The organism is Luteimonas sp. MJ250, from assembly GCF_039548455.1.
Lineage (GTDB): Bacteria > Pseudomonadota > Gammaproteobacteria > Xanthomonadales > Xanthomonadaceae > Luteimonas.
The window spans coordinates 154,563-169,112 of record NZ_JBCLVB010000012.1 but is presented as its reverse complement, the minus strand read 5'-3'; the positions used below and the strand labels follow the sequence as shown (position 1 = coordinate 169,112).

Here is a 14,550-nt window from a genome sequence, read left to right as displayed (position 1 = left end):
TCGTAACTATGTATGTATTTCGATGACATAGGCGGGCAAGCATGTCCCAAACTAGAGTAACGACTCTACCCCTACGGAAGGCAGAGGGAGGCCTCTAAGCTTGTCATGACATGACAGCCGCCACGAGAGATAGGGATGCCCGAGCCGTCCGTTGAACAACAATTGGCCGAGGCGCTGGAGCGCGACCTGTTTAACCGGCATGGGCCAATGATTGGCCAAGAACACCTGTGGCAGGCCTTGGGGTACAGCTCGACTGACGCGTTCCGTCAGGCCGAGGCGCGCCAGACCCTGCCGGTGCGCGTTTTTCCCTTGGAGCGCCGGCGCGGGAAATTCGCGCTGGTGAAGGACGTTGCCCTCTGGCTGGCACGCCAATACACCGCGCAACCCGCGGCTTCTGCGAGCGAATCATCGAATTGATCCGGGTTAAGGGCCAATGGCGCCCCCTACCCGGCAATTACCGGTCCAGGACAGGGGGACGGTCACGCGAGCCTCGGACGTCCGACGCAACCACACCGTCATCGACAGAGGAGGAACCACCCACACCGGATACCTGACGCGCTAGCCTCGAAACTTTTCCGTCCCCAAAAAAGAAAACGGGACCCTGGCAGGGGTCCCGCGATGCCCATAGAGCACTCACTCGGCAGCATCGCACTTTTCGGGGGGCTATGTCAATTGCTGCCTCCGGCAGCCCACAAGGACATTCCCGTATGAACAACCATCGCGAAAAGGCCAACAGCATGCCGTTGGACGCCGTGACCTCCGCCTTGGAGGGGGCAGTCGCCCGGCGCAACGAGCGGCTCCGTCCCGTCCATTACTTGACTCACCTGAAGGTACCGGGCGGACCGGCATACCGCTGCCATTTGTACATCAGCCCGTGGTCCCGCAGGGTTCTGAGCTACCGGCTCGAGCCCGAACCCGTGCACTGAGCGCCAAGGCACCGTTCGCGAACGCGAACGGTGCCATTTCCCTTTGGCCAACGACTGGGTAAGCCCCGGTATTTCACCGTGCGCCTAAACGGCGCGCGAAGGAGTTGCCATGACTGCTGGAACCAGCGCGACTGCGGACGTGTCGTCCGTGGCATCGCATGCCACTGATCCCAACCTGCCCTATACCCCTCGCAAGCTGACCCGTGGCGAACGAAATCGCCGCGAAGTATTCGTCTTCTTCTCACCGCGAAATCAGCGGGTCGTCACGATCGCCGACGCGGTCAACGTCGCAATGGCGCTTAAGTTCGAATTCGATCCCAGTATCCAGAAATACGTCGAACGTCCGCGCCGCATCCAACTCACCACTAAGCAACAGATCGATGTGTCGTTCTGGACGCGCGATGCCTCAGGCGAGGAACGCTTCTACCTGGTCGTTCCCGAAGCGGGCACCGTCGGGAGCACGACGGGTACCGTTTCCATCCGGGATCGAGGCGAGCTCGATGAAGCGGCTCAACGTAATGGAATCCGGCTGCACTACATCTCCGAGCCGGAGTTGCTTTCCGCGCGGACCTGGCTCGCTACCGGCTTCGAACTTTTGCCGCTGGTGTGGGAGTACGGGCGGCTGCCAACACGTTCGCTTATTCGGAACCAGATCCGTGCACGCCTCGCCCACACCGAGCGCGTCTCGCTGTCGAACCTGATCAAGACCTTGGATTTCACGCCTGCAAACGTGCGTGCAGTGGTAGCGGGCATGATCCATCATGGCGAGTTGCGGATGGTGGACTACTTGCCGGGCGCTGCCGACGCCGTCCTGGAGGTGGTCCGTGCGTAGCCTCTACACGTGCTATCCCGTTGAGGAGCTTGCTGCCTGGTACACACCGAAGGAGTCCGACCTCGCTGAATCGATTCGGTCGCGCTTCAAGGAAGCGTGCGCGGCACTGACGGCGGTCCTGACCGGCGACATGGGCATCACCCGTGCGGCCGACGCACATGGGCTGTGTCACAAACGCTTGCGCGCCATGGTCAAACGCGCCCCGCAACTGGCCCACGACGGGCAACCATACGGGTACAGGGTATGCGTACCCTGGGGAACCTATCAGCGCGGCGAACAGGACGGCGATGTCGAAATGCCGCGGCTGGCTGGCCCCCATGCCATGCGCCAACTTCTCTCCGCACGCCCCGAAATCGCGATCTGGATCGACGAGTTCGGGCAACCCTTGCCACCCGGACGACCGCCGAAAGCCTTCGACCGGCTGCACGCGAAGATCATCGCCGAGCTCAAACGTCTGGACCTACGGGATTTCTATCCCCTGAACCAAGCGGACCAGGGACGCCGTGCCCTGCTCCGCTTTATCCGCCAGCGCCGCATCGACCACGCCGACGTCGGTAATCTCGATACCGCCGGTGCACCGCCTTCCACCTTGTCGGGAATTTTCCGGGGAAGTCCGTTCGCTAGAACGGAAATAGACGGGCATCGCATCGACATCGAGGCCGTCCTTGGTGTTGCATTGCCCAACGGCGGTTCCGTCAAGCGCCAGATCACTTCGATGTGGCTGCTGGTCGAGATCGAGGTCGAGTCCCGCGTGATCGTCGGCTGGGTTCTGCGCGTCGGCAGGGCGTACAACAACCTCGATCTCGCCTCCTGCATCACAAAGTCCCTGCAGCCGTGGAAGCGCCGGGAACTGACGATCCCTGGCTTGGAGTACGCACCGGGTGCCGGCCTACCGTCGGGGTCATTAGGGGCATACTCGTCATGGCGCTCACGCTTGCTGGCGTTGGACAACGCGAAGGCGCATTCGGCCTTGGACTTCGAACAGGCGTTCTGTCGCGCCCGCGGCGGCATGCTGATTTATGGGCGCGCACACGAGCCACGTTCCCGCCCGATCGTCGAGCAGTTCTTCTCGCGCTTAGAGCGTGGCGCACTCCGCGACGTTCCGGGCGGTTTCGAGCCCGCCAAGCGGCTGGGCGAGAACAAGATCCGCATCAGTAATTTCGCGCCGAACGACTATCCGATCCAGTTACATGCGTTCGAAGAACTGTTGGACGTCATCATCGCGAACTACAACGCAACGCCGCACCCCGCGCTGGGCGACCTGAGCCCGCTGCAGTTCCTGCAGATGCAAGGACCGAAGGCCTTTGCCTTTATGCCGGACAAGACGGAGGAAGACGCCAGGGACATGGGCAGCGTACTGGTGCCGCTGACGGTTCACGGCAATCGCAGCGAAGGGGTGATGCCGCACGTCAATTACATGTACGTGCGCTATCGCAGCCCGGATCTGGACAACAAGTGGGAACTGGTCGGAAAGACGATCCTGGCTCGCGTCCATCGCCACGACCTTCGATCGTTCGTGTTGATGCGAACCGCCACCACGCCCCTGTGCGCCGTCCGGGCGGCCGCGCCATGGAACCGCACAGCGCACGATGAAACGACGCGGGCCATGATCATGCAGTGGTCAAAGTTGAAGACAGGCTTCTCGATCACCGGCGTCGATTGTGCGATTGCGGCTTACGTCGCATTCCTGCGTGCGCTGGCGCCCACCTCCCAACAGGCCGTAGATCAACTTGCCCGTATGGAGCAGGTCCACAACGGCGCGCCACCGAGCTCACGTCCGCCAACGATCAATGCCCCCATGAAGATCCCTCCGGGTGGCTGGATCAGCCTCGACGACGAAAACGACTTCTGATCGCTCCGGTTTTCCACCTTCCCGCATGGCGCGCGCGCCCCCAGGAGAACTCATGGACAACAACGAACACCCAATTTTCATTCCCAACAGCTACCAGATCTACACCAAGCCTACGGAGTACCTCGCCAACTTCATCCTCTCCAATATCAGTCAAGGTCATCACGGTTGCTCGGTGTACGGCGGTGGAGGGCTCGGAAAGACGACCGCGCAGCAGTACCTGACCGAAAATGCGTCGCGCTGGCTGGTCAACATGAAGACGAAACAGCAGATTGGCGTCGCGGCACGCATGGTGATGCCCAGCGGCATCCGTCGCTCGGACCGTGCGTTCTGGACCGCGATTAACCGGCGCCTGAAGCTCGTCAACGCCATCCGCATGGATCCTGGCCTAGGTCTCGAACGCCTGGTGAATTTCATTCGTACGCGCTGCGGCCAGGCGCGGCAGCGCCGCATGGTGCTCTTCATCGACAACGCCCAGCGCATCACTGAGGCCGAGTATCAGTACCTCGAGGATCTGGATGGTCTGGTGCTCGACGAGAAACTCAGCTTGTTCCTGGTGCTGGTTCGCCAGAGTGATGCCGAGGGCGTCGATGTCGGCGACGACTGGCTGGAACGTCCGTCCCATACCGTTCGCCGCTGGTTCATGGACACCGCCCCGTTCCGGCCTTTGATGGGGATTGCGGAAATTACCCACGCGTTGGGTCGTTACGACCGTTCGGTCGCCTGGCCGACGCCTGACATGCCGTTTTCGCGTTACTTCGCCAAGGACGCGTTCGATCGCGGCTGGTGTCTGTCGAAGGATGCGCCGGTGATCTTCGAGGGCGTCCGGTCGCTGCGCAAGGAGTACAAGCTGCCCGAAACTGACGCGTGGCCGATGGCAACGTTTACCTTGGTCGTGCACTCGCTCTTGGCCGACATCGCCCACGAGAAGCCGGACTTCAACGGCTTTACACCTGAGCAGGTCAGGCACGTTCTCCTGGCCAGCGGCTATCTCCGCCTGGAGTTCGTCCGCGCCAAGATGCGCATGCCCGACTTGGGTCATGACGAGGCCGCGTAATGGCTTGGCATGACGTCATTCAAGGGGGGCCGGCGTTGCCGGCTCTCCTTGGCGCCGAACTAGAACCCTACCCCTACATCTCCGGCTACGGGCTGCTTCGGAGGATGACGCAGTTGGGCCGGCTAATGGGCGTTGAACTGACGGCGCTGGGGATTCGCAACCGAGTGGCATCCGACGCACTGATCGCAACCCAAAGGCCTGGCGCCCCAAAAGCGGGGCTGCTTCACGCACTTGCGCTGCGAGCGACGCGCGTCGGCGACTACTGGTCACCAGAGGTGTGGAGCCCGTTACGAACCGGACGTATGCTGGAACACCACAACCTTCCGCTCCGCGATTGCTCTTTCTGCGCAGCCCATGGGTACCACTGCGCGCTTTTCCAACTGCCTTTCATCGATCGCTGTCCATGGCATGCCGCCAAGCTGCACACCGGCTGTCCTCAGTGTGGCCGGACCTGCTGGGCACGCTTTCACCCGGATCTTCGTCTTGGTCGCTGTGAGTGTGGGTACGACGCGTTCGAGGTCAGGACCGCTTCGACCAACATGTGGCATTTCCCGGCGGCGGAGGTCGACGCATGGGCCAGCCGATATCTCGATTGGGTGGCAGAGGAACGAAAGTCCCGGTTGTTCGTAGTCCCCTCGCCGCATACCGATTGGATGCCGGGATACGCTGCACTGGCACGCCAATCGCTTGAACTCGAAGGCATGCTTGTAACCGCCCAGCCCACGGCCGAACTGGAAGAATTTTCCGACGTCGGGGAGGATCCGCCTGAAGGCGAGTTCTGGGGCTGGAGCCTTCTGGGTGGCGAGCGCCCGATGACGTTCGTGCCACTCCCCGCCACGATGCATGTCAAGCTCACCCAAGCAACCTGGGATGCCGTGACGGCATTTCCAGCCGATACCCCCACCCCATTCGAGTTTGCCACCTTGAATGGCTTGGACGAAGGACAGACCCTCCAACAGAACCTCGTCAGTCGTCCTGAATACCTGATCGCTCCTCACGGGTTCTCCAGCGACCAACGCACTTGGCTCAACCTCTCGGCCGTCGATCCGACGGCTGCTTATTTCTGCGGCGAGTTGCTAGACAGGGTCATCTCCAGCTTGGAGGTACGCGACGACGGGTGTAGCCGATCCCTTCAAGCTGCCCGATCCCATGCGCTGGATGGGATCGCGGGCCGACGCCACGTGGCGAGAGCCTTGGAAGCCATCCTTGTCCGGGCGTATACCCAAGGTCTGGAGACGGTACTCCGATCGATGATGGCTGCCGGGAATGCATCGAAGTGCCAGCGCTGGTCCTTGCCCACCGCAGAGATCGTCATCGCGAACGACGTAATTCGTTCGGTCAGGGTGTGTTGGACGCCAACACGTTCGGCCCCCTCCAGGCGTACAGTCGACACACCTGCGTCCATCTCACCCGCTATGAAGACCAAGACCGGATCCGAGGCGTCGGCAACTCGGCAGCGGATCCGGAAACGACCGACGCGCCGAGCTGGCAAAATGCGGCAGAAGAAATAGCGGGCAGATCGTCGGTAATTTCAGAGAATGACGGGCGATTGCCGGTAGTTCTGGGAATTCGGGGCGAGTTGTTGACAAGGAATGCTCCGACGAAACGCCCTGCCATCTCACGATTCTCTTTTGAAATCAGTTAACTAGCTTCGGGGCGAATGCTCGGCGTCAATCAGAAGTGCCGCTGAAACGGTGGACATTCGGGGGGCATGCTGCCGCTCCGCAATCGAATGGCTGGCACTACTCATCGAAATAATCACTGTCGATCTTCGGAAGGCGAATGGTCTGCGAAGACACCCCGACCTCATGATCCATCATGAGACTGGCGAGCGTGGTGCCATCCACCAACACGATTCGCTCCACCGATCGAGCAAACTCAACCGCCTGCGCGCTGAAACTTGATGTTGTGAGGAATACGCCCTTGTTCGCTCGCTGTCCCGCCAAAGCACCATAAAAACCTTGAATTTCCGGCCGCCCAACTACGCTCTGCCAGCGCTTAGCCTGTACGTACACCTTCTCCAATCCCAAACGATCCAGAGAAATCACCCCATCAATTCCGCCATCCCCGCTTCCGCCAACACGCTGGAGATCGTTACGACTCGTGCCGTAGCCAAGTCTGTGCAGCAGGTCCAGAACGACGGTCTCGAAGTACTTGGGTGACACCTGAAGCAGAAGGTCGAGAAGTTCCGAACTGACGGACGCACGGATTTCCGCCAGCGCGGTCTGCAAGCGGTCATCAGGGCTCTGCACGCTGTCCGGCTGGCCGTCACTTACAGGCGGTCCCGTGGGGCTTGGCGCCTCTGGCTTGAGCTTCACATCAAGATAGTTTCGCGCTAGGGCTTCTACCTGAAGCGCTGAAAGCGGCGCGGGATTGTCGGAAACAAACTTGCGGCCGGCTTCGGTCAGACACCAAATTCCGTGCTTCGGGCTTGCTGAATACCCGGCACGTTTGAGGCGGTCATGAGCCCATCCAGCACGATTCTTGTAGGTCGCCTGCCCTGTCGGCAGGGAAAGCTCGCGATCGGATTCTGTCAGCAGCAATGAATCGGCGGCTGCTTCATGTGCTTCGCGCGCAGGCACACCGTCCGGCCGAGTGGCGAGGAAGCGGAGAATTGGCTCTATGAATCGATCGTAGGTGGGCACGGCCATTTGGCTCTCCTGAATCATGCGCCGGAGAACCGGCCCTTATCCCCATGCTCACGCCCGAGCGCGGCAAGCATTTCCAACAGTGCTCCAGGTCCCGGCGTCTGCTTGCGTACCCACTGCTTCTGGCACGTAGGCCCCCTGCCCTGCGCATCCTGCGGTCTGCTCAGGATACGACACCGGCTCCTCGCCGTCGGCCGCGGGCAGAAGCTGGCCGCACCAGCCCACACGGCCGACAATAGCTCCCATGAAACCCCAAGACCGACCGACCGCAGCCACGCCGGACCTGAGGAAATACGCATGGCTTGCCATCGTCACCGCGGTGCTGACGGTCCTGCTCAAGGGCAGCGCCTGGGCGATCACCGGTTCGGTGGGCCTGCTGTCGGATGCCGCCGAATCGATGGTCAACCTGGTGGCCGCCATCGTCGCCCTGGTCACGCTGACCATTGCCGCCCGGCCGGCCGATGACGACCACCACTTCGGCCACGGCAAGGCGGAGTATTTCTCCGCCGCGCTGGAAGGGATCATGATCTTCGTCGCCGCGGGCTCGATCATCTACCTCGGCATCGACCGCCTGCTCAACCCACGGCCGCTGGGAGCGCTCGGCATCGGCCTGGCGATTTCGATCGTGGCCGCGGTCCTCAACGGCGTCGTCGGGCGGATCCTGATCAAGGTCGGCACCCGGCACCGTTCCATCACCCTGCGCGCCGATGGCAAGCACCTGATGACCGACGTCTACACCTCGGTCGGGGTCGTGGTGGGCCTGGGCCTGGCGTGGCTGACGGGCTGGAACTGGCTTGATCCGGTGATCGCGATCCTGGTGGGCGTGAACATCCTGGTGACCGGTTACCGGCTGATGTCCGAATCCGCCTCCGGCCTGATGGACGCGACCCTGTCCGCCGAGGACAACGCCCGGATCCAGGCCATCCTGGACGCGCACGCCGAGCCGGGGCGGATCGAATTCCACGCCGTGCGCACGCGCGAGGCCGGGGCCCGCCAGTTCATGGAGATGCACATGCTGGTGCCCGGCGACTGGACGGTGCTGCGCGGGCACGACGCCATGGAAGACCTGGTGGAGAAGATCGTGGCGGAGTTCCCGGCCATGCGCGTGACGGGACACCTTGAGCCGGTCGCCGATCCCCGCAGCTATGAGGACATGGCGCTGTAACCCGCGCACAGGGGCCGCAGACGCGCGGCCCCTGCTTGTTGCGCCACCGGCTCAGGCGCCGCCGGCCATTCCTTCGCGCCTGGTCCTCGTTACTTCCAGATCGCAGCGAAGCCGTTCGGATGCTGGCCCGGATTGGCATAGGAGAAGGTTTCCAGCTGGCCGGCGGTCATGGTGGTGATCGCCGGGCGCGCGGGATCGCCAACGATGAAGTTGCCGTTGCCGTCGATGCCGGCGACGTAGATGAAGTGCCCGCCGCCGCCGGGCAGGCCGCCGTTGAGGATCACGGTCTGGCCGGACTCGAGCGCGCTTCGCACCGATGCCGCGGAGCCGCTGGGATTGAAGCTGGCCTGCAGGCCGGCCTTGCGTGCACCCGCTGCGATCAGCGAGGCGTCACCCGGCACGCCGTGGCCCCAGCTCTGCCCGATCAGGCCCACCGCCTCATTGCGCGTGGTCATGTTGTTCGGACGCACGCCCCAGGCGGCCAGCGCCATGGTCAGCGAGGCCGGGCCGCAGGACCAGCCATCGGGCTGCTGCAGGTAAAAGCTGCTGCGGTCGGTGCTGACACCTCCGGGACCCGGCACCGGGTTCGGCATCGGTGCCACATCGCCGCCGCCGGGCACCGTCAGCGTCTGGCCGACATGGATCAGGTTCGGATTGGCCAGGCCGTTGAGCTGTGCCAGCGTCTGCCAGCTGGTGTTGAACTGGCCGGCGATGCCCGACAGGGTCTCGCCCGCGCGCACGGTGTGCGTGCCGGTCTCCGGGACCGGAGGCGGCGTCGGCGCGGGCGCCGGGGCCTCGCCGCCCGGGGTCCTCAGCACCTGCCCCGCGAAGATCAGGTTGGGGTTGCCCAGGCCGTTGAGTCGGGCCAGGGTCTGCCAGTCGGTGTTGTTGGCCGCGGCGATCGTCGACAGGTTTTCCCCGGGCTGCACGGTGTGCGTGCCCGTCGCCGGCGGCGCGGCATCGCCACCGCCCGGGGTCCTCAGCACCTGGCCCGGATGGATCATGTCCGGATTGCCCAGGCCGTTGAGCCGGGACAGCGTCTGCCAGTCGGTACCCAGTCCGCTGGCGATCCCCGACAGCGTGTCGCCGGCACGAACGGTATAGGAACCCGGATCGGCCTGGCCGCCATGGCCCGGAAGCTGCAGCACCTGGCCGGGATGGATGGTGTTGGCGTCACGCAGCCCGTTGAGCTGGGCCAGGGTCTGCCAGTCAGTGTTGTTGGCGTTGGCGATCGCCCAGAGCGAGTCGCCCGCCCGCACCGTGTAGGTGCCTCCGGAGGGCGTGGGCGTCGGGCCCGGATCGGGCGCTGGGCCCGGATCGGGCGCAGGCCCCGGATTGGCGACGTTGCCGCCCGGCGGCGGCAGCGGCGTGGTGGCCTGCTGGCGCACGCGGTCGGTCGCCTCGCCGGAGGTGATGCGGCCGTCGCGGTTGGCGTCCAGGCCGATGTTCTGGGTATAGGCCTTGCCATCGCCGGTGTCGAACAGCGTGGCGTTCGGATCGGTGATCGGACGGCCGGCGAGCACGTTGGTATACAGGCCCTCCAGCGTGCCCAGCCGCTCGCCCTTGTAGGTGCTGAAGTATTTCTCGACGTAGTCCAGCTGTTCGATCGCGCTCATCTGCGACAGCGCGTAGGTCGAGGTCCCCAGTCCCTGCGCGGTCGGCGGGATGAACTGGATCAGCCCCGTGGCGCCGCTGAGCCGGTTCACCACGTCCGGGCTGAAGGTCTGGGCGGACTCGAAGCTCATCACCGCCATCAGGTACTCGGGCTTGGTGCCGATGCGCGCCGAGATCGCTTCGACCTTGTCGATGAAGGCCTGGGTCACGTGCGGGTTGCCGCGCACGCCGGCGATGTCGTTGTAGTCGTAGCCGCTGGGGCTGGTGAAATCGCCGGGCCGGTCGACGAACGCAGCGTTGGCGGTGGGGGATGGAGAGGCGGCGATGGAGTCGAAGGTCATGGGCGGCGCGTCCTTTCGGCGATATCGGGACAGTCCTGCAACCGGAAACGCGCGACAACCTAGGGACCCCCCTAAGCCCTTGCTCCGCTTCACATTTCGGCACCATGCCGGGCTTGTGTAAGCTGCCGGCGATGATTCCCGCCGAACTCCAGGGTTCCCTTGAATTCCACCGCACCCTGGTGCTGGTGCTGGACCTGTGCGGAACCTTTGCGTTCGCGGTCAGCGGCGCGACCGCGGGCGTACGCCAGCGCCTGGACCTGTTCGGCGTGCTGGTGCTGTCGTTCGCGGCTTCGACCTTCGGCGGCATCAGCCGGGATGTGTTGATCGGCGCGACGCCGCCGGCCGCGTTCCAGGACTGGCGCTACCTTGCGGTCGCGATGGCGGCGGGTGTGATCACGTTCTACTGGGCGCCCATGATCGAACGGCTGCGCAACCCGGTGCGGATGCTGGACGCGGTGGGCCTCGCGTTCTTCGCCGTTGCGGGCACTGAAAAGGCGCTGGCCTTCGGACTCAGCCCGGTCATGGCCGCGCTGATGGGCATGCTCACCGGCATCGGCGGCGGCATCGCGCGTGACCTGCTGCTGGCCGACGTGCCGGTGGTGCTGCGCGCCGACCTCTACGCGGTGGCAGCGCTCGCTGGCGCAGGCATCGTGGTGGCCGGGCACATGCTGGACGTGCCGATGTTGCTGCCGGCCGTCATCGGCGGCCTGGTCTGCTTCGGGCTGCGGATGGCGGCCCTGCGCTGGGGCTGGCAGCTGCCCATGGCACGCGGCTCGCAGCCGCCGGACGGCGACGGGACGCGCTAGACTGGCGGCACTGTGCGCGCGCATGCCCTGCCCCTGCAGATACTTCTTGCCATTGCCCTGGTCCTGAACGGGATCGGTGGCGCGATGGCGGGCGTGCTTGTCGGGCTGCCGATGCATGGCGTGGCTTCGGCCAAGGTCGAGGCAACCGTGGAACTGTCGGCCCAGTCCGACGATTGTGCCGATCATGCCGATGCCGATGCCGTCGCCGTCGCCGCCGAGGCCGAGGCTCACGCCCCTGCCTCCACATCCGACTGCCATTGCGCCGATGGCTCCGATTGCAGCGACAGTCCGCAGTGCCGCCAGGCCTGCATGCACGCTTCGTTGGCGGTTGCGCCCGCCGTGCCTTGCGCTGTCATCCGGCCGCGCGCGGATGCGAGCCTGCATCGATTGGCCGCTGGCCATCCGGCGCCGCCTCTGCCGAGCCCCATCCGTCCCCCGATCGCCTGAACACGGCGCCTTTTGGCGCGCGTTCCCGACTGTCGCCCGGCATTGCCCGGGCCGCAATCCACTGACTCCCGATGCCGCGGCAAGGCCCGCGGCGTTGCAGCGTGATCCGGAGATTCCATGCGACACATTCCCCCGCGCACTGGCGCGAGCATTCCCCGACGTCGTTTCGTGCAGGGCCTGGCCGCAGGCGGGGCCATGGCCGCGCTGGGCCTCGGTGCCCGGCCAGGCCATGCCGCGCCTCCCGTGCAGACCACCCTCAGCGGCAGCCGCTTAGATCTGTCGATCGGCCGATCGGCGGTGGACTTCACCGGCCGCCCGCGGCTGGCGACGACCGTCAACGGCAGCCTGCCCGGCCCCCTCCTGCGCTTGCGCGAAGGCGACACCGTCACCCTGCGGGTGGCCAACCGCCTGCGTGATGCCTGGTCCTCGATCCACTGGCACGGCCTGATCCTGCCGGCGAACATGGACGGGGTGCCGGGCCTGAGCTTCGATGGCATCGCGCCCGGTGAAACCTGGCAGTACCGCTTCCAGGTCAACCAGTCGGGCACGTACTGGTACCACAGCCATTCGATGTTCCAGGAGCAGGCCGGACTGTACGGCGCGATCGTCATCGATCCGCTGCAGCCGCCGCCCTATCACTACGACCGCGAGCACGTGTTGCTGCTGTCGGACTGGACCGACATGGATCCCGAGGCGCTGTTCCGGCGGATGAAAAAGGATTCCGCCTTCGACAACTACTACCAGCGAACCGCGGGCGACTTCGTCCGCGACGCGCGTGCCGATGGCCTTGCAGCCACGCTGCGCGACCGCGCGATGTGGGGCCGGATGCGGATGACGCCGACCGACATCTCCGACATCAACGGCCACACCTACACCTACCTGCTCAACGGCGCCGCGCCGGCGGGCAACTGGACCGGCCTGTTCCAGCCCGGCGAGAAGGTGCTGCTGCGCTTCATCAACGCCTCGGCGATGACCTATTTCGACGTGCGCATCCCCGGCCTGAAGATGACCGTGGTCGCGGCCGACGGGCAGTACATCCACCCGGTCACGGTGGACGAGTTCCGGATCGCGACCGCCGAGACCTTCGACGTGCTGGTTGAACCGCGCGGCCAGGATGCGTATGCGATCTTTGCCCAGGACAGCGGCCGCACCGGCTATGCCCGCGGCACGCTGGCCGTGCGCCACGGCCTGGCGCCGCCGGTGCCGGCGCTGGACCCGCGCCCGCTGCTGACCATGGACGACATGGGCCACGGCGGGATGGATCACGGGGCAATGGATCACGGGGCGATGAACCACGCGGCGATGAACCACGCGGCCATGGACCACTCCGCGCACGCCGGCCACGGCACGCAGCCGATGGCGGGCATGGACCATGGCCCCGGCGGCATGCAGCAGCACCCGGCCAGCGAGGACGGCAATCCCCTGATCGACATGCAGGCGATGTCGCTGGCGCCGAAGCTCGATGATCCCGGCGTCGGCCTGCGCGGCAACGGCCGCGACGTGCTGACCTATGGCGCGATGCGCAGCCTGTTCGACGATCCGGACGGCCGTGATCCGGGCCGCGAGGTGGAGCTGCACCTGACCGGACACATGGAGAAGTTCGCCTGGTCGTTCAATGGAAAGAAGTTCATGGACGCCGAGCCGCTGCGAATGACCTACGGCGAACGCCTGCGGATCGTGCTGGTCAACGACACCATGATGTCGCACCCGATCCACCTGCACGGCATGTGGAGCGACATTGAAGGCGCGGACGGGAATTTCCAGCTGCGCAAGCACACCGTGGACATGCCGCCAGGCACCAGGCGCAGCTTCCGCGTGCGCGCCGATGCGCTCGGCCGCTGGGCCTTCCACTGCCACCTGCTGTACCACATGGAGGCGGGCATGATGCGCGAAGTGCGTGTGGAGGAGCAGGCATGAGCGGCATGCATGCGACCCTGCTTTCCTTGGCCATCGTGCTGGCGACGGCTGCGACCGGCCAGGCGCAGGCGCAGGACCACGCGACGACGGGCCATTCGCAGATGGACCATTCCACGATGGACCACTCGACCATGGACCACTCGACCATGGACCACTCGACCATGGATCACTCGACCACGGACCACTCCGGTCATGCCGGCCCATCAGGCTCCCCGGCCCCCGTCACCCCGATCCCGACGCTTACCGACGCCGATCGCGCGGCCGCCTTCCCGAAGCTCGAGCGACACATGACCCACGCGTCGGCGATCAACAGCTATCTGCTGTTCAACCGCTTCGAGGCCTGGGACGCCGACCCCGGCAGCGGCCAGGCCTGGGAGGCGCAAGGCTGGTTCGGCACCGACCTGCATCGGCTGTGGCTGCGTACAGAGGGCGAACGCAGTGGCGGCACGACGGAGTCCGCCGACCTCGAGCTGCTCTACGGGCGCAGCGTCTCGGCCTGGTGGGACGTGGTTGCGGGCGTGAAGCGCGACTTCGCCCCCGACGACTCGCAGACCTGGGCGGCGTTCGGCGTGCAGGGACTCGCGCCTTATATGTTCGAGGTCTCGGTGACCGGCTACGTGGGCGAATCAGGCCGCACGGCGCTGGTTGCCGAAGCCGAGTACGAGCTGTTGCTCAGCAATCGCCTGATCCTGCAGCCTGTGGTCGAAGCCACCCTGTTCGGCAAGGATGACCCGGCGCGCGGCGTGGGTTCGGGACTGTCCTCGATGGAAGCAGGCCTGCGCCTGCGCTACGAGCTCAACCGCCACTTCGCGCCGTACATTGGCGTGGTCCATGAGCGGACGTTCGGCGGCACCAGCCGGTTGCGTCGCAGCGACGGCGGCTCAAGCCGCGACACACGCGCTGTTATCGGTTTCAGATTCTGGTTTTGAAACAGTCACATGAAGGATA

12 protein-coding genes are annotated in these 14,550 nt (G+C 64.9%); 10 read left to right on the top strand and 2 right to left on the bottom strand.

Translation table 11 applies throughout. The features are described from left to right. Positions 1 to 135 precede the first annotated feature (135 nt). The 5 genes from WCE37_RS10480 to WCE37_RS10460 all read left to right on the top strand — a co-directional run bounded on the left by WCE37_RS10480 (position 136) and on the right by WCE37_RS10460 (position 6,175). Positions 136 to 417, top strand: coding sequence for a hypothetical protein (locus tag WCE37_RS10480; protein ID WP_343279306.1), 282 nt, complete (start codon positions 136 to 138; stop codon positions 415 to 417). Positions 418 to 1,035: 618 nt separating this feature from the next. Further along, positions 1,036 to 1,758, top strand: a complete 723-nt coding sequence (locus WCE37_RS10475) for a hypothetical protein (RefSeq protein ID WP_343279305.1) — start codon at positions 1,036 to 1,038, stop codon at positions 1,756 to 1,758. Beyond that, positions 1,751 to 3,610 (top strand): hypothetical protein, encoded by a 1,860-nt coding sequence (locus tag WCE37_RS10470; protein WP_343279304.1) that lies wholly within the window; start codon positions 1,751 to 1,753, stop codon positions 3,608 to 3,610. Before WCE37_RS10475 ends, WCE37_RS10470 begins: the two co-directional genes overlap by 8 nt. A 52-nt stretch (positions 3,611 to 3,662) precedes the next feature. Continuing rightward, complete coding sequence (locus WCE37_RS10465) at positions 3,663 to 4,664, top strand: AAA family ATPase (protein ID WP_343279303.1); 1,002 nt, start codon at positions 3,663 to 3,665, stop codon at positions 4,662 to 4,664. Next, entirely contained in the window at positions 4,664 to 6,175 is a 1,512-nt protein-coding gene (locus WCE37_RS10460) for a hypothetical protein (RefSeq protein WP_343279302.1), read from the top strand. The genes WCE37_RS10465 and WCE37_RS10460 overlap by 1 nt, the downstream gene beginning before the upstream one ends. 231 nt (positions 6,176 to 6,406) lie before the next feature. Here the strand turns inward: WCE37_RS10460 and WCE37_RS10455 are convergent, their stop codons facing one another. Continuing rightward, complete coding sequence (locus WCE37_RS10455) at positions 6,407 to 7,315, bottom strand: restriction endonuclease (protein WP_343279301.1); 909 nt, start codon at positions 7,313 to 7,315, stop codon at positions 6,407 to 6,409. A 241-nt stretch (positions 7,316 to 7,556) separates the two neighbouring features. On the opposite strand from WCE37_RS10455, the gene WCE37_RS10450 reads away from it, so the two are divergent. After that, entirely contained in the window at positions 7,557 to 8,477 is a 921-nt protein-coding gene (locus WCE37_RS10450; RefSeq protein WP_343279300.1) for a cation diffusion facilitator family transporter, read from the top strand. Between the two features lie 89 nt (positions 8,478 to 8,566). Here WCE37_RS10450 and WCE37_RS10445 read toward each other — a convergent pair whose 3' ends face one another. After that, entirely contained in the window at positions 8,567 to 10,432 is a 1,866-nt protein-coding gene (locus tag WCE37_RS10445) for a LysM peptidoglycan-binding domain-containing protein (protein ID WP_343279299.1), read from the bottom strand. A gap of 131 nt (positions 10,433 to 10,563) precedes the next feature. Here WCE37_RS10445 and WCE37_RS10440 point away from each other — a divergent pair, with 131 nt between their 5' ends. From WCE37_RS10440 to WCE37_RS10425, 4 genes are all read left to right on the top strand, one after another. Then, positions 10,564 to 11,238 carry a trimeric intracellular cation channel family protein gene (locus tag WCE37_RS10440; protein ID WP_343253968.1) on the top strand — a complete coding sequence of 225 codons (675 nt, stop codon included), beginning with the start codon at positions 10,564 to 10,566 and terminating at the stop codon, positions 11,236 to 11,238. Positions 11,239 to 11,250: 12 nt separating this feature from the next. Then, the gene (locus WCE37_RS10435) at positions 11,251 to 11,685 is read left to right on the top strand and encodes a CopL family metal-binding regulatory protein (RefSeq protein ID WP_343279298.1); all 435 of its coding nucleotides are present in this window, start codon (positions 11,251 to 11,253) and stop codon (positions 11,683 to 11,685) included. Between the two features lie 117 nt (positions 11,686 to 11,802). Further along, positions 11,803 to 13,602 (top strand): copper resistance system multicopper oxidase, encoded by a 1,800-nt coding sequence (locus tag WCE37_RS10430; RefSeq protein ID WP_343279297.1) that lies wholly within the window; start codon positions 11,803 to 11,805, stop codon positions 13,600 to 13,602. Beyond that, positions 13,599 to 14,531, top strand: a complete 933-nt coding sequence (locus WCE37_RS10425) for a copper resistance protein B (protein ID WP_343279296.1) — start codon at positions 13,599 to 13,601, stop codon at positions 14,529 to 14,531. The genes WCE37_RS10430 and WCE37_RS10425 overlap by 4 nt, the downstream gene beginning before the upstream one ends. Positions 14,532 to 14,550: the final 19 nt, after the last annotated feature.